Origin of the sequence: Parafrankia irregularis, assembly GCF_001536285.1 — a bacterium.
GTDB classification, from domain to species: domain Bacteria; phylum Actinomycetota; class Actinomycetes; order Frankiales; family Frankiaceae; genus Parafrankia; species Parafrankia irregularis.
In genome coordinates this window covers 101754-119697 of the sequence record NZ_FAOZ01000024.1, presented here as the reverse complement: position 1 = coordinate 119697, position 17944 = coordinate 101754, and the positions used below count along the sequence as shown (strand labels likewise).

At 69.5% G+C, this 17944-nt stretch carries 21 protein-coding genes; 11 read left to right on the top strand and 10 right to left on the bottom strand.

Annotated features, from left to right (window positions below):
- Positions 1-130: 130 nt before the first annotated feature.
- The gene (locus AWX74_RS27925; protein WP_091283063.1) at positions 131-913 is read left to right on the top strand and encodes a class I SAM-dependent methyltransferase; all 783 of its coding nucleotides are present in this window, start codon (positions 131-133) and stop codon (positions 911-913) included.
- A 19-nt stretch (positions 914-932) separates the two neighbouring features.
- Here AWX74_RS27925 and AWX74_RS27920 read toward each other — a convergent pair whose 3' ends face one another.
- Together AWX74_RS27920 and AWX74_RS27915 are read right to left on the bottom strand one after the other, a co-directional pair.
- Positions 933-1712 carry an ABC transporter permease gene (locus tag AWX74_RS27920; protein ID WP_091283062.1) on the bottom strand — a complete coding sequence of 260 codons (780 nt, stop codon included), beginning with the start codon at positions 1710-1712 and terminating at the stop codon, positions 933-935.
- Entirely contained in the window at positions 1709-2701 is a 993-nt protein-coding gene (locus AWX74_RS27915; RefSeq protein ID WP_091283059.1) for an ATP-binding cassette domain-containing protein, read from the bottom strand. Before AWX74_RS27915 ends, AWX74_RS27920 begins: the two co-directional genes overlap by 4 nt.
- 67 nt (positions 2702-2768) lie before the next feature.
- Here AWX74_RS27915 and AWX74_RS27910 point away from each other — a divergent pair, with 67 nt between their 5' ends.
- Complete coding sequence (locus tag AWX74_RS27910) at positions 2769-3677, top strand: TetR/AcrR family transcriptional regulator (RefSeq protein ID WP_091283057.1); 909 nt, start codon at positions 2769-2771, stop codon at positions 3675-3677.
- A 149-nt stretch (positions 3678-3826) separates the two neighbouring features.
- Here the strand turns inward: AWX74_RS27910 and AWX74_RS27900 are convergent, their stop codons facing one another.
- The 3 genes from AWX74_RS27900 to AWX74_RS27890 form a co-directional block, all read right to left on the bottom strand.
- Positions 3827-4231 (bottom strand): type II toxin-antitoxin system VapC family toxin, encoded by a 405-nt coding sequence (locus AWX74_RS27900; RefSeq protein WP_091283053.1) that lies wholly within the window; start codon positions 4229-4231, stop codon positions 3827-3829.
- Entirely contained in the window at positions 4228-4518 is a 291-nt protein-coding gene (locus tag AWX74_RS27895; RefSeq protein WP_207550430.1) for a type II toxin-antitoxin system VapB family antitoxin, read from the bottom strand. The genes AWX74_RS27900 and AWX74_RS27895 overlap by 4 nt, the downstream gene beginning before the upstream one ends.
- A gap of 251 nt (positions 4519-4769) precedes the next feature.
- Positions 4770-5708: an AraC family transcriptional regulator gene (locus tag AWX74_RS27890; protein ID WP_091283051.1), complete on the bottom strand. Its 939-nt coding sequence runs from the start codon at positions 5706-5708 to the stop codon at positions 4770-4772.
- Positions 5709-5856: 148 nt separating this feature from the next.
- On the opposite strand from AWX74_RS27890, the gene AWX74_RS27885 reads away from it, so the two are divergent.
- Entirely contained in the window at positions 5857-6591 is a 735-nt protein-coding gene (locus AWX74_RS27885; RefSeq protein WP_091283048.1) for an SDR family NAD(P)-dependent oxidoreductase, read from the top strand.
- 32 nt (positions 6592-6623) lie between these two features.
- Here AWX74_RS27885 and AWX74_RS27880 read toward each other — a convergent pair whose 3' ends face one another.
- Positions 6624-7061 carry a MarR family winged helix-turn-helix transcriptional regulator gene (locus tag AWX74_RS27880; RefSeq protein WP_091283046.1) on the bottom strand — a complete coding sequence of 146 codons (438 nt, stop codon included), beginning with the start codon at positions 7059-7061 and terminating at the stop codon, positions 6624-6626.
- 96 nt (positions 7062-7157) lie between these two features.
- On the opposite strand from AWX74_RS27880, the gene AWX74_RS27875 reads away from it, so the two are divergent.
- Both AWX74_RS27875 and AWX74_RS27870 read left to right on the top strand, forming a co-directional pair.
- Positions 7158-7724 (top strand): hypothetical protein, encoded by a 567-nt coding sequence (locus tag AWX74_RS27875; RefSeq protein WP_091283043.1) that lies wholly within the window; start codon positions 7158-7160, stop codon positions 7722-7724.
- 30 nt (positions 7725-7754) lie between these two features.
- Positions 7755-8450, top strand: a complete 696-nt coding sequence (locus AWX74_RS27870; RefSeq protein WP_091283041.1) for a class I SAM-dependent methyltransferase — start codon at positions 7755-7757, stop codon at positions 8448-8450.
- 364 nt (positions 8451-8814) lie between these two features.
- Here the strand turns inward: AWX74_RS27870 and AWX74_RS27865 are convergent, their stop codons facing one another.
- A complete protein-coding gene (locus AWX74_RS27865; protein WP_091283039.1) occupies positions 8815-9369 on the bottom strand; it encodes a MarR family winged helix-turn-helix transcriptional regulator in 555 nt (184 codons plus the stop codon).
- Positions 9370-9494: 125 nt separating this feature from the next.
- Between AWX74_RS27865 and AWX74_RS27860 the strand changes: the two genes are divergently transcribed.
- The 3 genes from AWX74_RS27860 (at position 9495) to AWX74_RS27855 (ending at position 11564) form a co-directional block, all read left to right on the top strand.
- On the top strand, positions 9495-10487 hold the full coding sequence (locus AWX74_RS27860; protein ID WP_165615807.1) for a CE1 family esterase: 993 nt from the start codon (positions 9495-9497) through the stop codon (positions 10485-10487).
- Between the two features lie 74 nt (positions 10488-10561).
- Positions 10562-10726, top strand: coding sequence for a hypothetical protein (locus AWX74_RS40225; protein WP_165615802.1), 165 nt, complete (start codon positions 10562-10564; stop codon positions 10724-10726).
- Between the two features lie 4 nt (positions 10727-10730).
- A complete protein-coding gene (locus AWX74_RS27855; protein ID WP_091283034.1) occupies positions 10731-11564 on the top strand; it encodes a PIG-L deacetylase family protein in 834 nt (277 codons plus the stop codon).
- A 91-nt stretch (positions 11565-11655) separates the two neighbouring features.
- Here AWX74_RS27855 and AWX74_RS27850 read toward each other — a convergent pair whose 3' ends face one another.
- Positions 11656-12909, bottom strand: coding sequence for a glycosyltransferase family 4 protein (locus AWX74_RS27850; RefSeq protein ID WP_242666450.1), 1254 nt, complete (start codon positions 12907-12909; stop codon positions 11656-11658).
- A 609-nt stretch (positions 12910-13518) separates the two neighbouring features.
- Here AWX74_RS27850 and AWX74_RS27845 point away from each other — a divergent pair.
- Positions 13519-14181, top strand: a complete 663-nt coding sequence (locus AWX74_RS27845) for a hypothetical protein (protein ID WP_091283030.1) — start codon at positions 13519-13521, stop codon at positions 14179-14181.
- A gap of 120 nt (positions 14182-14301) precedes the next feature.
- Positions 14302-15765, top strand: coding sequence for a rifampin monooxygenase (gene rox / locus AWX74_RS27840; protein WP_091283028.1), 1464 nt, complete (start codon positions 14302-14304; stop codon positions 15763-15765).
- 173 nt (positions 15766-15938) lie between these two features.
- Here the strand turns inward: rox and AWX74_RS27835 are convergent, their stop codons facing one another.
- Together AWX74_RS27835 and AWX74_RS27830 are read right to left on the bottom strand one after the other, a co-directional pair.
- Complete coding sequence (locus AWX74_RS27835) at positions 15939-16196, bottom strand: hypothetical protein (RefSeq protein ID WP_091283025.1); 258 nt, start codon at positions 16194-16196, stop codon at positions 15939-15941.
- Between the two features lie 280 nt (positions 16197-16476).
- Positions 16477-17316, bottom strand: a complete 840-nt coding sequence (locus AWX74_RS27830) for an SDR family oxidoreductase (protein ID WP_091283111.1) — start codon at positions 17314-17316, stop codon at positions 16477-16479.
- A 141-nt stretch (positions 17317-17457) separates the two neighbouring features.
- Between AWX74_RS27830 and AWX74_RS27825 the strand changes: the two genes are divergently transcribed.
- Positions 17458-17847 (top strand): winged helix-turn-helix transcriptional regulator, encoded by a 390-nt coding sequence (locus tag AWX74_RS27825; protein ID WP_091283023.1) that lies wholly within the window; start codon positions 17458-17460, stop codon positions 17845-17847.
- The last annotated feature ends 97 nt before the right edge of the window (positions 17848-17944 follow it).

Sequence of the window (17944 nt, the reverse complement as noted above, 5' to 3'; positions counted from 1 at the left end):
CGGTCCCGGCCCCCTGGGCGCTGGCTCGTCACGGCCAGCGGACGTCAATCAGTACGCTGATGCGCTCGCCGGCATCCTGCCAGCGCCCTGACCCGGCAACCCAAAGCGTGTGGGTCCGAAAGGGAGAGCCGTGACCGAGGCACCAGTGCGGTATGGACGGCTGTGCTCGCTGGTTTACCAGCTGGACAAACCGATCGGGACCTCGTTCGGGGACGTCGAGTTCTACCGGACCCTGCTGGCCGGGGTCGGCGGCGAGATTCTGGAACCGGCCGTGGGAACCGGCCGGATTCTGATTCCGCTGCTCCAGAGTGGGCTTCGGGTCCGCGGCTACGACACGTCCACCCACATGCTCACGATCTGCCGCGACAACTGCGCATCGCATGGCCTCGACCCCGTGCTGTTCGAGGCGGACATGGTCGCCTTCCGCGAGCCCGCCGCCTTCGACGCGGTCATCATTCCCGCGGGCTCGTTCGCCCTGGTGACCGGCCGGGAGCGGGCGCTCCAGGCGCTGCGGAACATTCGGGAAAGCCTCACGCCGGACGGGCGGCTCATTGTCGACGTCGAGCCGATCAACCCACCTGCTCAGCCCGAACCGCTGCGCCATTGGTGGCACGGCGGGGATCTGATCACTCTCACCTGTCATCCCGGCCCGCCCACCGACCCCCGGTGCCAGATCAGCTGGTGCCGGTACGAGCTGTGGCGCGACGGCCGCCTGGTGCAGGCCGAACTGGAGCCGTTCACCCTCCAGATCTGGGACCTCGACGAGTTCGACGATCTCCTCCAGGAGGCTGGCCTCACCACGGTTGCCGTGCACGCCGACTACAAGGTGGGCCAGTCGCCCACCGCGGACACCGAGGTCTGGACCTTCGAGGCCACCAACCGCGACGTATCGCGGCTTCCGACCCGTCCGTGAACTGATTGATGGCTGGGCGTCACGCCGCGGTGCGGTGGCGGAACAGCCAGGATGCGCCGGCGAAGGAGACTACGAGGATGCCCAGGCAGTAGGCGATCGCGACCCATGCCTCGTGGCCGAGCGCCACGCCGGTCGAGGTCTGTCCCATCCACAGCCCACGCATGGTCTCGATGATCGGCGTGAACGGCTGGTGCTCCGCGAAGCCGCGAAGCGCGGTCGGCATTGTGCGGGCCGGGACGAAAGCCGTGCTGACATACGGGATGAACATCAGCACGAAGGTGAACGAGTTCGCCGCCTCGGGCCCGCCGGCGAGCAGACCGACCGCGGCGGCCAGCCACGACAACGCGAAGACAAAGAAGATGATCATTGCGACGGCCGCGAGCCATCTCAGCCCGGACGTGGTGGGGCGCCAGCCGACCCCGAGCCCGACGCCAATCACCAGAGCGGTCGCGATCAGGTTCCGGGCCAGGCTGGCCACGATCTGGCCAATGAGGATCGACGGCCCGCTGATCGGCATCGAGCGGAACCGGTCCACGATGCCGTTGGTCATGTCGGTGGCCAGCGACACCGCCGTCGTCCCCGCCCCGAACCCGGCGCACAGCACGATCAGGCCGGGTACGACGTAGTCGACGTACCTGCCGCCGGTGTTCAGCGCGCCGCCGAAAACATAGACGAACAACAGCATCAGCACGATCGGCAGCATCAGGGCGGTGAAGAACGCCTCCGGGTCGCGCAGCGACCGCCGCAGGCAGCGGGCGACCATGATCCGCGAGTCGGTCACAGCGTAGGCGAGGCTCATCGAACGGTCTCCGATCGGGGCTGCGGCGCGGACGGCGCGGCGTCGGCGGCGGTCAGGGACATGAAGACGTCATCGAGGCTCGGGCGATGGGTCGACACCCGGGCCGCGGGGGCCCCGATGGCGGCGATGCCGCCGAGCAGCGCGTGGACCTGGGCCGCCGAGCCGTCCGTGACGATGTCGATGACGCGCAGCGCCTCGTCCGCGCGGGCCACCTCCGCGCGGGCCCCTTCCGAGTGGGTCGACTCCAGGTGGCCGAGCGCGACGCGGTAGCCGGCCGGGTCGGCGAAGTGCAGCCGGGCGACCTCCGCGCCCAGGCTCGACTTGAGTTCTTCCGGCGTGCCCTGGGCCACGATCCGGCCGGCGGTGAGCAGGGCGACCGTGTCGGCGAGCCGGTCGGCCTCCTCGAGGTACTGGGTGGTGAGCAGGATGGTGACGCCCTCGTCGACCAGGCGACGGACCGTCTCCCAGAGCTGCTCGCGACTGCGGGGGTCGAGCCCGGTCGTCGGCTCGTCGAGGAACGCCAGGACGGGCCGCCTGACCATGCTCGCCGCCAGGTCGAGGCGCCGGCGCATCCCGCCGGAGTATGTCTTCACCCGACGGTCCCGGGCGTCGACCAGGTCGAACTCCGCCAGCAGCTCGTCGACCCGGGGCCGGACCTCGCGCCTCGGGAGGTGGCGCAGCCGCGCCATCATCTCGAGGTTCTCCCGGCCGGTCAGCAGATCGTCGATCGCGGCGTACTGACCGGTCAGGCTGATCGCGCTCTTGACTCCGGTCGGGTCGCGGAGCAGATCACATCCGGCGATCACGGCCGTCCCCGCGTCGGGAGCGACGAGGGTGGCCAGGATCCGCACCATCGTCGTCTTGCCGGCCCCGTTCGGACCGAGAAGCGCGAAGACGGAACCCTGCTCGATGGCCAGGTCGACGCCGTCGAGCACGACCCGGCCGCCATAGGACTTGCGGATCCCGTCCGCAGCTACTGTGTATGGCATACACGGAAAGTATGCGTGATACACAGTTCACGTCAAGCCGTATCCTCGCGATCGAGGAGGGAGGCCGATGGCCAGCGAGAAGTCACCACCGCTACCGCCGGGCCTCGACCTGCTCTGGGGCCGCCGCGAACGTGGTCAGCGCGGGCCGCGGCCGGGGCTCTCGGTAGACGCGATCGTGGCGACGGCGACCCGGATCGCCGACGCCGAGGGCCTGGCCGCGGTGTCGATGGCCCGCGTGGCGAAGGAGCTCGGCTACACGACGATGTCGCTGTACCGGCACGTGGCCACCAAGGACGAGCTGCTCCAGATGATGTGGAACGCCAGCGCCCTGGGCGCCGAAAGGCTCGTCCTGGAGGGCGACGGTTGGCGGAGCCGACTGCGGGCCTGGGCGATCGTCCAGCGCCAGATGATCGACCGCCATCCCTGGATCACCCAGATGCCGATGGCCGCGCCCCCGGTTGCACCGAACTCACTGACCTTCGTCGAAAAGGGGTTGGAGACCCTCGACGACACCGGCCTGTCCGACACCGACAAGCTCCGCGTGATCGGCCTGCTCAGCTCGTACACCCTCAGCGAGGCCCGAATGGCCCACGACGCCGCCCGGGCGGCCGCCGCACCCGGCGCTGGGGCTGCCGCTGGAGCTGGGGCTGGGGCTGCGGCTGGGGCTGCGGCTGGGGCCGACGCGGTGGCGGGGCCAGACAGGAGCGACCCGCCGCCTGTCTGGGGCTTCGAGGCGTTGCTGCGCGAGCTCGTTGACGCACAGACCTATCCACGGCTGCACCGCATCGCCTGGGCGGGCGAGATCGGCGGCGACCCGACGGGGTTCGAGGAGACCGAGGAGTTCCTCTTCGGCGTGGACCGGATCCTCGACGGCATCGCCGCTCTCATCAACCGAACCCACGACAACCGGCCCCATCGGACATCCGGTGGCAGGGGTACGCCCGGCGCCCAACGCTCCGACAGCCCGACACCCTGACGATCCGGTGCGGGTGTCAGATCGACACGGATAGTCCCATCGCACTCGTTCTTTCCGATACCCGCTGGTCCAGCACCATCCCGATCAGCAGCGCCAACGGATCGTTCGTCAGCAGCTCGTCGGCCTCGGCAACCTGCCTCAGGTCGCGGTCAGTGCTCGTCGGGAAGGTCGGCGGCGACCAGATCCGTATGGACGAAGTCCTCGCCCTTGAACAAGAGCGGTTCCCGTCGTTCAGCCGCAAGCGCGTAGGCGAAACAGTCCCCGAAGTTCAACCGGGCGGGACTACCGCTCCCCCTACCGAAGTCTCGGTAGGCCTGCCGGGCGAGCGTCGCGTGCTCGGCCGTCACCGGCACCACCTCGATCTCCGCCACTCTTACCAGTTCGTCGAACCGGCGGCTCGCTACAGGGTCGCGAGCCGAGTCAACGACGACCGCCGCCTCCACGTAGTTCACGGCAGACATGGCGGTGTCCGCCGAGACAAGAGCCGCCGCGTAAGCAGCCGCGTCAGGCTCGGCTCGGATGATAGCGACGAGGGCGGACGAATCCACGATCACGCCGGCAGCCCACGATCATCATAGAGGTCTTCGACGCCGAACCTGCTCTCAGCAACCGCACCCGCTATCTGGCGGCCAAGAGCGACAATCCGCTCAACTCGCTGCTCGCCCGCTTCACGGTCGGCCCGCATACGGTCGAGACGTTCACGAATGGCCGTGGTCACCGCCGTCGTGATGCTCTCACCGGTCAGGTCGGCCAGCTCACGGCCAAGCCGCTGCGCCTCGTCGTTCTTGATGTTCAGCGCCACCGCAACCACTTCCACCATGGAGGCAATGCTTTCCTCCATGGTACCCCCACCGGACGATCCACCCCGCGGGCTACGCCGAGGCCGCCGCCGGACAGAGCGGTGATCGCTATCGGTCCCCGGTGGGCGAACACGACCGCGCGCACGATGGACAGTCCCAGCCCCAGTCCGTCGGTCTGCACGCGGGCCCCCTGCCCGCGGGGGATCCCTGGCCTGGCCCGAAAACTGATCGTCGAACAGGGTTAGCGAGCGGCGCGAGCGGCAACTCGTACAGCGGCCTCAGGCCTCCGTGCCTACCCGACTTCGGCGAAAGTACGGCGGTAGCGGCTGGGAGCGGTGCCGTGGTGGCGGGTGAAGGCACGGGAGAACGCGAACTCCGACCGGTAGCCGACCGCGTGGGCGGCCGCGGCCACCGATGTCTCGCCGTCGCGGAGCTGACGGGCGGCCAACTCCATCCGCCATCGGGTCAGGTAGGCCATCGGCGCCTCCCCCACCAGCTCCGCGAACCGCCGGTTCAGCGTGGCCCGGGATATGTGCACGGCGTCGGCCAGTTCAGCCGCGGTCCACGCCCTGGCCGGCTCTTCGTGCAGCAGTGCCAGCGCCGCCCCGATGTGCCTGTCACGCAGCGCGGCGCCCCATCCGATCGCGGGCTCGGTGTGGCCGCCATCGCTGGCCAGCCACCCACGGAGGACCTGGACAAACAGGATGTCGATCATTCTGGCCACCACTGCGCGGGCGCCGGGGTCGCGGCTCCCGATCTCCGTGTCCATCAGCCGCAGCGACGCGGCCACCCCGGTCGACAGCGGCGCCTCGGCGGCCGGAAGGTGCAGCACCTGAGGCAGTCCCGCCAGCAGCGGGTGGTGCAGCGCCCGATCGTAGGAGTAGGACGCGCACAGGAACCGCGTCGTCGGCCCGTCGCCACCCAGTACGAGCTCGCCGGTGGCTGCGGCCTCACGACGAGCCGCGGCGCTGTCGTAAGGCGTCGTGGCCGCGCTTGGGGTGCTCGATATCGCATGCCGGCCACCCCTCGTGAGCAGGACGACGTCGCCGGGCATGAGCTGAACCGGTTCGGTGCCGGGCACCCGCAGCCAGCAGGAGCCGGCGGCCACGGCGTGGAAGGCCGCGTCCTCCTCGGCGGCCAGATCAAGGCCCCACGGATGCCGGGCCCGGACACTGCCCAGCACCGCGCCACGAACCCGTGCGGTGTCGATGAGGTCGGACAGCACGTCCACGATGCCAGGGTAACGTCCGACAGCCCTCGGCCATTCTCGACGGCTGCCGAGCCGTACGAGCATGAATCTGATTCAGAGGAGCATTCATCGGCTCATCCCTGATCCGTAACGTCGCTGCCAGCGGATCACAGCGGCAGGGAGAGACAGGATGCAGATTCACGGCAGCACCGCCCTGGTCACCGGCGCCAACCGCGGCCTCGGCGCCCAACTCGCCATCACGCTGCTCGACGCCGGCGCGGCCACCGTCTACGCCGCCGCCCGCGACACGGACACCCTGAGGCCACTCGTCCAGGCGGGCGGTGGCCGAGTCGTGCCCGTCACTCTGGACGTCACCGATCCGGCATCCGTGCGGGCAGCCGCAGCAGAGGTCGTCGACCTCGACCTTCTGGTCAACAACGCGGGATCGGCGACCTTCGGTGACCCGCTGGGAGCCGACCTTGCCGGTGCCCGCAGCGACCTGGAGGTCAACTACCTCGCCCTGTTGCACACCACCCGGGCGTTCCTGCCGACGCTGGAAGCCGCGGCAACCGCCGGACGGGCGGCGGCGATCCTCAACATCGTCTCGGTGATCGCGCTGGCGCCCGCGCCACACACCACGGTGTACGCCGCGTCGAAGGCCGCTGCCCATTCGCTGACGCAGTCATTGCGCGCCACTCTCGCCCCACGCGGCATCGTGGTCCACGGCGCGTATCCCGGCGGCATCGACACCGACATGTCCGCCGGCATGAACGCAGTCAAAGCCGACGCCCGCGTCGTCGCCGAACGGATCGTCGCGGCACTGGCCGCCGACACGACGGAGATCTACCCGGACGACGCCTCCGCCGCGCTGGCCGCGATCTACCACGCTGACCCCCGCCAGCTCGAAAGGACCCTCGCCGGCTGAACCAGCCAGGCCTGGTGCGGCCGGGCTTCCGTTCAGGGCTGGGCGAGGCGGGTGGCGAAGTCGGCCACGATCGCCAGCTCGGCGTCGTCGTAGCGGCCGAGCAGCTCCATCAGGCCGGCTCCCTTGGAGCCGTAGAACGCGCCCATGTCCGCGGCGATCCGCTCCTCGGCGCGGGACACGATGACCTTCCGCCGATCCTCGGCGGAGCGCTCCCGGCGGACGTAACCGGCGCGCTCGAGGCGGTCGAGCACTCCGGTGACCGTGCCGGTCCGCAGGCCGCTCAGGTCGGCCAACCGCCCTGGCGTCAGCGGTCCGTGCACCTCGAGGAGGGTCAGGAACTGCGTGTCGCTCGGGCCGAGCCCGATCTTCTCCGCCACCTCGTGGCTGTAGAGGACCGCCCCCGCGATCATGCGGACGACCGCGGCGAGGACGTCCGCCTCCATCCGGGCGCGGCCAGCGTCGTTCGACAAACTCTCTCGCCTCTCCTAGTATCTCGTTTAGCCGAGATACTCGTTCAACCGAGATACTCGGCTAGCGACCACTACCTTCAGCCTAGGGGGTCCACGATGGCAAACCTCACCGTCGACGCGGTCGACGCGGTCGACGCACCGGTCCGCGTCCAGGCGTTCGAGGCCACCGTGCGCAAGCTCGGCCACTGGACCACCGCCCGGATCTTCGAGGTCCGCGCCCGCCGGGGCGGCGCCCTGCTCGACCTGCGCTCCCCCGGCATCCCGGCCGGTGATGTCGAGGTCCGGGTCGATCTGGACCGTTCGGTGCTCAAGCTGCTGGTGCCCGACGACGCCCTCGTCGACCAGTGGGGTCTGCGCTTCACCCATCGAGGCCGGGTCAAGGACGCCTGTGGCCACGACGCGCTCGCGGGGCGGACGATCCGTCTCACGGGACGGGTCGACCGGGGAGAGATCCGGGTCCGCCGAAGCGGGGCCGCCGTCCTGTCAGCGATGTTCACCCGCGAGTTCCTGGCCGATGCGCGGGCCTCGCGGCGAGCCGGGCACCAGCCGACGGTCGCCGATCCCGCCGCCAGCTTCTCGACCGCCGCCACAGCCGCCACCTCCGCGAACACCGCCACCTCCGCCAACACCGCCAACACCGCCAACACCGACCCGCGCCGGTAACTCAGGCCGACCGATACAGGAGACGACCTGATGAAGGACAGCCGACGGGAGAGATTCGGCGGGCTGACCATGGAGGGCCCGATCGCGCGCTGGTACACGCGCCTGCGCGGGACCGGGCCCCAGCGTGAGGCCTACCGGAAGCAGGCCGCCGCGCTCACCGAAGGCCTGGCCGACGGTGCGGCCGTTCTGGAGCTCGCCCCCGGGCCCGGCTTCCTGGCCATCGAGATCGCGCGCCTGGGCCGGTGCCCGGTGAGCGCGCTCGACATCAGCCGGACGTTCGTGGGCATCGTCACCGAGCAGGCCGCCGCGGCGGGTGTCCGCGTCGACGTCCGGCACGGCGATGCGGCCGAGATACCCTTCCCGGCGGACAGCTTCGACCTGGTCGTCTGCCAGGCCGCGTTCAAGAACTTCACCCGCCCCGGGAAGGCGCTCGACGAGATCCACCGCGTCCTGCGCCCCGACGGCACGGCGGTCATCGAGGACATGAACCACCTCGCCACGGCGACCGACATCAACCGCGAGGTGGCGTCGATGCGCCTGAACCGGATCAGCGGGGCCATGACGAGACGGACGCTGCGCGGGCTGCGGCGCCGCGCCTACACGCCGGACCGGTTCGAGGAGCTGGCCACGGCCAGCGTGTTCGGCGGCGCGACGATCCGCGCCGAGGGCATCAGCCTCGAGGTCGTCCTGCGCAAGGCCGATGCCAGCCGGTCACTTCCGGCATAGCCCGGGTCCGGATCGCCGAACGGAGTCCCCTCCGACGCGACCCGCGTGCCGCCGACTGGTTGCGGATGCTCGATGCGTTCAGCTGGCGACGGCGCTCGCTCCGAAGGGCTCGCTGGACCTCATGCTCAGGTATGACAGCTCAGCTGGGACGACCCTTCTGCCAGAGCATCGGCGACGGCTGAGGCATGTTCAGCCGCGGCGCCCCCGTCCAGCAGGCCGATGACCCGGTCGCCGACGGCCGGAGCGCGGACCCCGTCGCCGGCCTCGACGACCGTACCGGCGACGTCCCGCCGAGCGTGTGCGGCAGATCGAGTGGGAACACGGAGCGCAGCATCCCGGAGCGCACCCGCGCCGTCAGCTGTGGTCAGTTGGCCGGGTGGCCGGAGTCAGGAGGCAGTCGGTCCACTTCGACGAACCGCCGCGCGAGCGCGATGACGACCTCCTGGTCGGGAGCAAGGCCGACGATAGCGGCGAGTCCGTCGCGCAGCGAGCGCAGGCCCACCTCCCCAAGCTGCTCCCGCAGCGCGAGCTGGTCGGCTTCGCGGCGCTGGCCGGTTACGCGAACAGCGTCCCGGGCACGAGAAGTCAGCGTGAGGCGGGCTCGTCGACGGTCGGCGGGGTCGGTGGAGCGGGTGAGGTAGCCGCGACCGGCCAGGCTGTCGACAACCTTGCTGACGGCCTGCTTGCTCACCTGGAAGAGGGTGGCGAGCTCGCCCACTGTCGCGACGCCGCCCTCGACCAGTCGCAGAAGCTGCAGGTCAGGGAGCCGTAGATCACCGAAACCACCTTCAGCGAGCGCGGTGGACGTCCTGGCCTGCCACACCTGGTGCGCGGAGGCCAGCGCCAGCCCCAGCGCCCAGTCGGCAGAGGTCTCACCGCCGTCACCGGACGGCGGCGGGACGGATGGGGAGGAAGCCACCGTGGCAGCGTAACCGTGCAACCATCCTTGACAGTCAACTACGGTTGACTATTCTCCTCCTCGTGCGTCGATCCGCGCCCTTCGTCCCGTTCCTGTCGCTCCGATCCGGCGGCCGGGAAAGACCGGTGCCGACGGGGAACGCGGCCCGTTGCCCGGGCCACAGCACCCGAGAACGCCGGCTCCGTCTGGGGTCGGCCGCGGTCCGCGGGTTCGCCGCCCTCCTGCTCGTCGCATCCTGCGGACCCGGCGACGACACCGCGCGTTCGATCCCCGTCGCGGCACCCGGCGCGGCACCCGGCGCGTGCGCTCCAGCACGACCCGCACCGGCGGCGGGGCAGCAGATCTTCCGTGTCGGTGACACCGACCGTTCCTACCTGCTCGGGCTCCCGGCCGGTTATGACGGCCAGATGGCCTACCCACTCCTGTTCAGCTTCCACGGATTCGGTGGAAGCATGGAAGAACAGGAAGCCAACACGTCTCTTGCCCAGACGGGCACCGCACGCGGGTATATCGTCGTCACCCCCCAGTCGGCCGGCTCGCCACCGAAGTGGAACTTTCTCGCCCAGCAGGGTGGAGCCGACGACTTCGGCTTCATCCAAGCTCTGCTCGGTGACCTGACCACCCGTCTGTGCATCGACCCCGACCGCGTCTACGCCGCCGGCCATTCCAATGGATCCGCCTTCGCCGGCTTTCTTGTCTGCAAGCCGCCGTACCCTTTCGCCGCCGTGGCCATGGTCGCCGGCGTGGCACCACCGTCCTGCCCGGACGGCACCGCACCCGCGACGCTGGCGGTCAACGGCACCGCGGACGTGACAGTGCCGTACCAGAACAGCGCGGCGTCCATCGCGACCTATGTGGAGCGCTACCGGTGCGCCACCGCGCCCGGCAGAACTCGCGTCGCCGACGGCGTGGAACAGATGCGGTACCAGGGCTGCGTGCAGGGCAGTGAGATCGTCTTCATCACGGTTGCCGGCGGCACCCACGTCTGGCCCGGCGGCCCGGCCGCCGCCGGCGACAGACCCTCGGCCAGGGGAAACTCCCAGGCCGGTAGGACTTTCCCGGCCACCGACACCGTTCTTGACTTCTTCGACCAGCATCATCTTTCAGTGCATGAATGATGTGCGCCAGCCGCGAAGCGCCGTCGTCCCACTCGTTCCTTCTGGCACCCGCCGGTCCAGCAACAAAGGAGAGCGTGAATCTCAGCTTCGGCGTCTTCGGCGTCTTCGCCTACTCCGTTACCGGCTCGCCGTACCTGGTGCTGCTGCTGTACGCCCTGGATCGGGCGTCTCAGTCCCCGGCGTCCCGTCCGCCTGGTGCGTCGGCTCCCGCTGACGGGCGAAAGTCGCGGGTAGGGTGACGCCGTGGCGGATGCGGCGACCTTTCTGGGCCGGGACGAGTTGCTGCTGCCGTTCCGTCGCGGCTTCCGGTGGGCCTGGGCACGCCGCGGTCTGGATCTCACGGTCCGGATGGCCCGGACATCGGCCCTGGTCGTCGCCCCGCATCCCGATGACGAGACGCTCGGCTGCGGGGTGTCGATCCTGCGCAAGCGGGACGCCGGCAGGCCGGTGCACATAGCCATGGTGAGTGACGGCGCCGCGGCGCCTCGCTCGGGTATCAGCCCTGCGGAGCTCGCGGCGATCAGGCGGGAGGAGGCCCGCCAGGCCGGCGGGCGGCTCGGCGTCGACGCGGAGCAGCTGCACTTCCTGGATTTTCCCGACGGCGGAGTCTGCGACCAGGTCGACGAGGTGAGCGCGCGGCTCGCCGAACTGCTGGAGGCATGCCAGCCGGAGCAGATGCTCATCCCGGTCTCCTGCGAGGGGCACCCCGACCACAACGCCAGCGGCGCGGCCGCTCGCCGGGCCGCTGCCATGACCGGCTACACCGGTCAGGTTCTGGAGTACGGGGTGTGGCTGTGGACCCACTGGCCCTGGACCCGGGGCTATGGCACCGAGGGCTGGTCACCGCGGCGGGTGTTCGGCGACCCCGTTGACCGGGTTCGCGAGGTCAGGCCGCTGCTGGTCGACGCTCGCGGCTATCGGGAGCGCCAGCTCGCCGCGCTCGCCGAGCACGTCAGCCAGACGACGCCGGACGAGGCTGGTAACGCCCCCACGTTGCCTGCCTCCCTGCTTGCGGCCAGCACCCGCTCCCCCGTCGAGATCTACCTGGAAGTCGGCGCCCTCGACCATCTGGCCTGACCCGCCGGAGACTCGGCGCGGGCGGCGGGCCGTTCACATCTCCGCCGGTGAGCGGACTCATCGCGGGCTTGTCGCGGGCTTGTCGCGGCCTTCACGGGCTTGTTCCGCGGCGGATCTCGAAACGGGAGATGGCCCGGCGATAGACCCGTTCGCGGCGCATCGCGACGGCTCGCGGCTCGAAGTCGGCCACCGCCGCGCGGCCGCGGGCACCCACCGTCACGGCGAGTTCCGGATCGACGAGCAGCGGACGCAGCGCGGCGGCCAGTGCCTCGGGGTCGTCCGGCGGCACGACCGCGCCCGCGCCGTGACGTTCCAGATAGGGGGCGATCCCGGTCCGGGCGGTGGCGACGACCGGGCGACCGCTGGCCATCGCCTCGATCGCAGCCATGGACATGCTCTCGAAGCGGCTCGGAACCGCGACGACCCGTGCCCTGCCATAGATCTCGGCCAGGTCGGAGAGCGGGACGTGTCCGGTGAACGTGCACGGTACGTCGAGCTGCTCGGCCCGGCGGGCCAGCCATGCACGGGTCGGGATACCACCGATCAACCCGGCGGACGTTCCGGCGAGCACGATCTGAGCCTCCAGACCGTCCGCGCGCAGCTTGGCGACGGCGTCGAGCAGGATGTTGACGCCCTTCTCCCGTTCGATGCGCCCGACGACGGCGATGACCGGTTCGGTTTCCCGCGGCGGAGCGACCGAGCGCCAGCAGGTCGCGTCGAAGGGATTCGGGATGACCTCCACCGGCCGGTCCGTGAGCCAGCCGAACTCCCGCAGCGTGGTGACCATCAGCTCCGACGGGGCCGTGACGGCGTCGGCCCACGCCACGACGGCCCGGTCGACGCGATCGGCGACCCGTCCCTTCCAGGACAGCTTCTCGCCCGACAGTCGGGGCGGCAGCATCGTCGGGCAGTGCAGGTGGATCACCAGCGGATGGCGGTGGCCCAGGATGCGGATCAGCCCGCGGCTGTCGCCGTCCTGAGTCTCGATGACGTCGGGCCGCAGACCCAGCCGGCGCAGCCAGAACGCGTAGGACGCGGCGAGGCTCGCGCGCAGGCTCAGCGAGTCCCGAGGGTGGTGACGGCCCGCGATCACCCGGCCGTAACGGCCCAGCATGCGCGTGACGGGAACACGCAGTAGCGGACGGCGGTGAACCCGCACCCCGTCGTGAATCTCGTCCACGATCCGGTGTCCCTGCGCGCACAGAACATGCACCTCGTGGCCGAGCGCGGCAAGCGCCCCTGCAATTACAGCGGTGTAGATGCCGGCGCCGTCCCATACGATCGGCGGGTACTGTTCACACAGAAACAAGACCTTCAGGCTACCGCCGGTCACAGGCTCCGCCACCGCCAACACCCCCATTACACGCGAGAATTCCGTGTATATCAGACGGCTTTCGACGAGTAGGACGACAGTGCCGGTACCCTTACGAGAGAGTCGAGTCGAAAAGCGCGTTTCCGCATCCGCACAAACCCGTCGGGTAGCTATCCGCCCGCGATTTCCATGAAAAAATGATCATCGGACGGGTCGCCGGATGGACTTCCTGGGGCTGGTCCCCGCTCGCGTCTGGCCGACGCCTCGACTGCGGCCACCGTCAGCTCCGGCGAGCTGACTCCATCGGCCGGGCGCGCCAGCATCCACTGCTGGTGGCACCACCGGCCTCGCCGGCTCTGAGCAGGCACTTCCGCAGGTTGGCGCCCACCCGCCCCACAGCTCGCCGAGGTCGCCAGGTCGACCGCGTGCATCCCGGCTGTCCACCGGAAAGGATGGACAGGCGCCGCCGGAACGAAAGGGGACTCAGACGATCTCCCTCTGCGCGGTCCAGGCTGAATGCTGTGGGCCAGAATCACTCATGGAAAGTCGACGGCACCGCGCGGTGCGCGCTGTCAACGACCACGCGCGCACCGCGGCTCTGCCCGAGCCGGGTGGGACGCGACCGACCGGACAGAGGAGAGCGTGAATCTAAGCCTCGGCGTCTTCGATATCTTCGCCTACTCCGTTCCCGGCTCGCTGTACCTGGTGCTGCTGCTGTACGTCCTGGACCGGGCGTCGTGGATCGATCTCGGGCAGGTCGGCGACCTCAACTCCACCGTGCTGATCGCGGGCGGGATCATCGCCAGCTACCTGCTCGGCCATCTGACATACGCCCCGCGCCGGTTCCTGGGGCGGCGGATGCCGCAGTGGCTGGGCCAAGGGCGCGATGCTCGCGCGGAGTTTCTCGACCGCTTTCCCGGCGCCCGGTCGATGGCGTTCGTCCGGGTCGACCAGGCGCTCGTCTTCGCGGCCATCGAGGTCAAAGCGCCCGACTCGGCGGTGGAAATAAGCCGGCTGCGAGCCAGCGGAATAGCGTTGCGAAACGCCGGGATTGCCATGCTCCTGTCAGCGGGCGTCGCCGTGGTCGAGCTGGTCGCCAGCCACGAACGGGGTTTCGCGGCGTTCGCCGTCGCGGCTTTCCTCGCGGGATTCGTCGGCGCGACGCGGGCCGGGCATGAACTGTCCCGCTGGGCTGCCCTCAAAACCCTCGAAGTGGCGTTCTGGCTGCCCGGCATCGAAGCCGAGCTGGCCACGAGATCGCCGGCCCCTCCCCAGCCACCGCCCGCCCCGTCCGGAACGTCATAGCGCGGAGAGGAACTCCTTAACTCCTTTATTTTATCTCACCCCCAGTGGCTTGCGGCAAGACCCCGCGCATGGTGCATAATCCTCGGTCGAGCGCAGGAGTCGGCACGCGATGGGGTATACATGTTCGATGTGATTATCGTCGGCGGTGGGCCGACCGGAATGATGCTGGCGAGCGAACTCCGTCTGCAGGGCGTCAAGGTGCTGGTGCTGGAGAAGGATGCCGAGCCACCGCCGTTCGTGCGGTCGCTCGGCCTGCACGCGCGCAGTATCGAGGTGCTGGATCAGCGGGGGCTGTTGGAGCGGTTCCTCGAGAATGGCACGCAGTACCCGATGATTCCCGGCGGCGTCCGGGGATTCTTCGCGGGCATCGAAAAGCCCGCTCCCACCGGGCTGGACACCGCGCACGGATACGTGCTCGGCATTCCGCAGACGCTCACCGACCGGCTGCTCGCCGAGCACGCGGCCGAAGTCGGAGCCGAGATCCGGCGCGGGTGCTCAGTGGTCGGGCTGGAGCAGGACGACGACGGCGTGGCGGTCCACCTTGAAAACGGGACCGCAATGCCGTTGCGGGCACGGTTTGCCGTCGGTTGCGACGGCGGGCGCAGCACGGTTCGGAAACTGCTCGGGGTCGGATTCCCCGGCGAGCCGTCGAGAATCGACACGCTGCTGGGCGAGATGGAGGTGACAGCGTCCCCGGACGACATCGCTGCAGTGATGACCGAGGTGCGCAGGACCGAGAAGCGGTTCGGGATCGGGCCGTCGGGCAGGCCGGGGGTATTCCGCGCGGTCGTGCCGGCGCAGGGCGTGGCCGAAGACCGTTCGGTACCGCCGACGTTCGAGGAGTTCAGGCGACAGCTGCGCAGGTACGCCGGCACCGACTTCGGCGTGCACTCCCCCCGCTCGCTGTCGCGCTTCGGCGACGCGACCCGCCAGGCCGAGCGCTACCGGGTCGGACGGGTGTTTCTGGCCGGGGACGCCGCGCATGTCCACCCGCCGATGGGTGGGCAGGGGCTCAATCTCGGGATCCAGGACTCGTTCAATCTGGGTTGGAAGCTGGCGGCGGAAATCAATGGATGGGCGGCGGACGACCTGCTCGACAGCTACGAGTCCGAGCGGCACCCGGTGGCCGCCGACGTGCTGACCAACACCCGTGCACAGATGCAGCTGACGATCAACGAACCCGGGCCGCAGGCGGTTCGGCGGTTGGTGGCGCAGCTGATGGACTTCGACGACGTCAACCGTTTCCTGATCGAGAAGATCACGGCGATCGGCATCCGATACGACTTTGGTGAGGGCCACGCCCTGCTCGGACGGCGACTGCGCGACGTCCAGCTCAGGCATGGGCGCCTGTTCGAGCTGATGCGCACCGGCAGCGGGCTGCTGCTCGATCAGACGGGGCGGCTTTCGGTGGACGGCTGGGCCGGCCGGGTCGACCACGTCGTCGACATCAGCGAAGAGCTGGACGTGCCGGCGGTACTGCTTCGGCCGGACGGGCACGTCGCGTGGGTCGGCGAGGATCAGCAGATGCTCGAGGTCGCGCTGGCCAGGTGGTTCGGCGCCGCAAGAACTCCTACGACCCGGTGAGTGAACCGCCCCGGTTTCGGTGGAGCAGGTGGGTTGGTCCTGTTCGCCAGGGAGCTTTCCAGGCAGGCTGGGACGACGACCTGCAACGTGGCGCCCTCGCTGTCAGGCACGGCTGCCCTGATGCCTATGCCCGGCAGGCCGGTATCGCGGCCCGCCGGGCATAGGCGCGTCCGTCAGCCGCCGCTGTTGGTGGTGCCGAAATAGAGACTGCCGACAGCCGCCGGGTAGTTGGCGGTGGGGCCGGGGTCGTACATCACCTGAATGTTGTACTCGTCGACGGCGAAGTCATTGACGGTGAACGTCAGCACCAGAGTGTTCGGCGTTTCCACGGCCGTTGCGGACGGGCACGGATTCAAGCTGGCCGTGGAGCACGTCCAGGTGAGCGACCCTTCGGTCGGCGCCGGCGCGGCCGGGTTGAAGTTGTTGACCACTCCGAACGTCCAGCTGGCCGTGCCGCCGCCTGGGCGGTGCCTGCGGTCAGCAGCGGCCCCACCAGCGCGGCGGCCGTCAGCGCGACTCCCAGTCTGGCTCGGCCGGGCCGCCCCAACCGACCGAGCGCAGCACGTATCCCCACAGCTTTCCCCCCATGGTGTACCGGAAAGATCCGGAGTCGGATCGCACCCGAATCTAACCGCACCCGAATCTGACTGAGTCGAGAATGACTCGGTACCAGGCAGGGTGGGCCGGGGGGCACGGCTGGACGCGCGCCGCTTATCTGAAGGCAGCGACGTGGCGCTCGATCCAGTCGGCGAAGGTGCGGGGCGCACGGCCGAGAACCAGTTCGATGTCAGGGCTCACCCGCCGTTCCTGCGGGGTCGGGTCGCCGAGGATGGCGAGAGTGCCCTCGACCACAGGCTCGGGCATGAACCCCAGCATCAGCCCACGAGCCTCGTCACGGCTCTGCTCGATGAAACGCACCGGCTCGTCAAGCACGGCGCCGATCGCCTCGGCCCGCTGCCGGGGCGTGCTGAGTTCGGGACCGGTCAGCACATAGGTCCGACCGGCGTGGTCGGCGTCCCGCAGGCAGGCCGCGGCGACCGCCGCGATATCGTCCGGGTCGACGATCGGAAGAGCGACGTCACCGAACGGTGCCGCGACGGTCCGGTGCAGGCGAACCGATTCAGCCCACGCATAGGTGTTGGAGGCGAACCCGCCCGGCCGCAGGATCGTCCAGTCCGTGCCCGACTCGCGGACGACGTTCTCGAGAACGCGCAGAGGCGCATGGGACGGCGATTCCGGTCGGGTTCCGGCAGCCTGCGAGGAAAGCAGCACGGTTCGGGTGACTCCGCTGGCCGTCGCGACGTCGAGGATGTCCCGCGGGCTGAGGTGCGCGCCGGCCCCGGACACCAGAAGGAACAGCGCGGTGGCGCCGTCGAGCGCGGGCCGCAGGCTCTCCGGAACCGCGAGATCCGCGCGCTCGTATCGCACCCCGTCAACTGTGTGCCCGGCGGAGACGCCGCGGGAAACGGCCGTCACCTTCTCACCGGCGGCGACGAGTTCCTGTACGAGCGTGCGACCCACGTTGCCGGTCGCCCCCATAACCACGATCACGTAATTCTCCAAGGTGGGGTTGGTTGAATTGTTCACGCCCCAGGCGACGCGAACATCCCGGCCGATCAGCCGCACGTCGAACGCTAACAGCACCGGTACAGTAGGTACCTAGAAGAAAGTGACTACCCAGAGGGGAACCAGATGCTCAGGACCCTGTCGGCGGATTCCACGACCGACCCCGAGAGCGCCTGTGCCATCAGCCCGGTGGTGGAGATCGTGTTCAGCCGGTGGACCACGCCGATCCTCTGGACGCTCCACCAGCATGGCCGGCAACGATTCGTCGAGCTGGAACGGCGCATAACCTCGATCACGCCGAAGGTACTGACCCAGCGGCTCCGCCAGCTTGAGCGCGACGGGATGGTCATCCGCACATATCACCCCGAGGTCCCCCCTCGGGTCGAGTACGAGATCAGCGACCTCGGGCTCAGTCTCGCCCCGCTGTTCGCACATCTCGCCGAATGGGCGAACGCCAACCTCGACGGGGTCGAGATTTCCCGCCGTGACTATGACGCCCGATCGGCGTCGTCCTGACAGTTCACCGGAATGGCGTTCACAGGTCGACCGAACGCCGAAGTCCCTGGCCGCGGATCGTGCTGAATGCCGCGTCGCACCTGTATCGCCCGTTCGG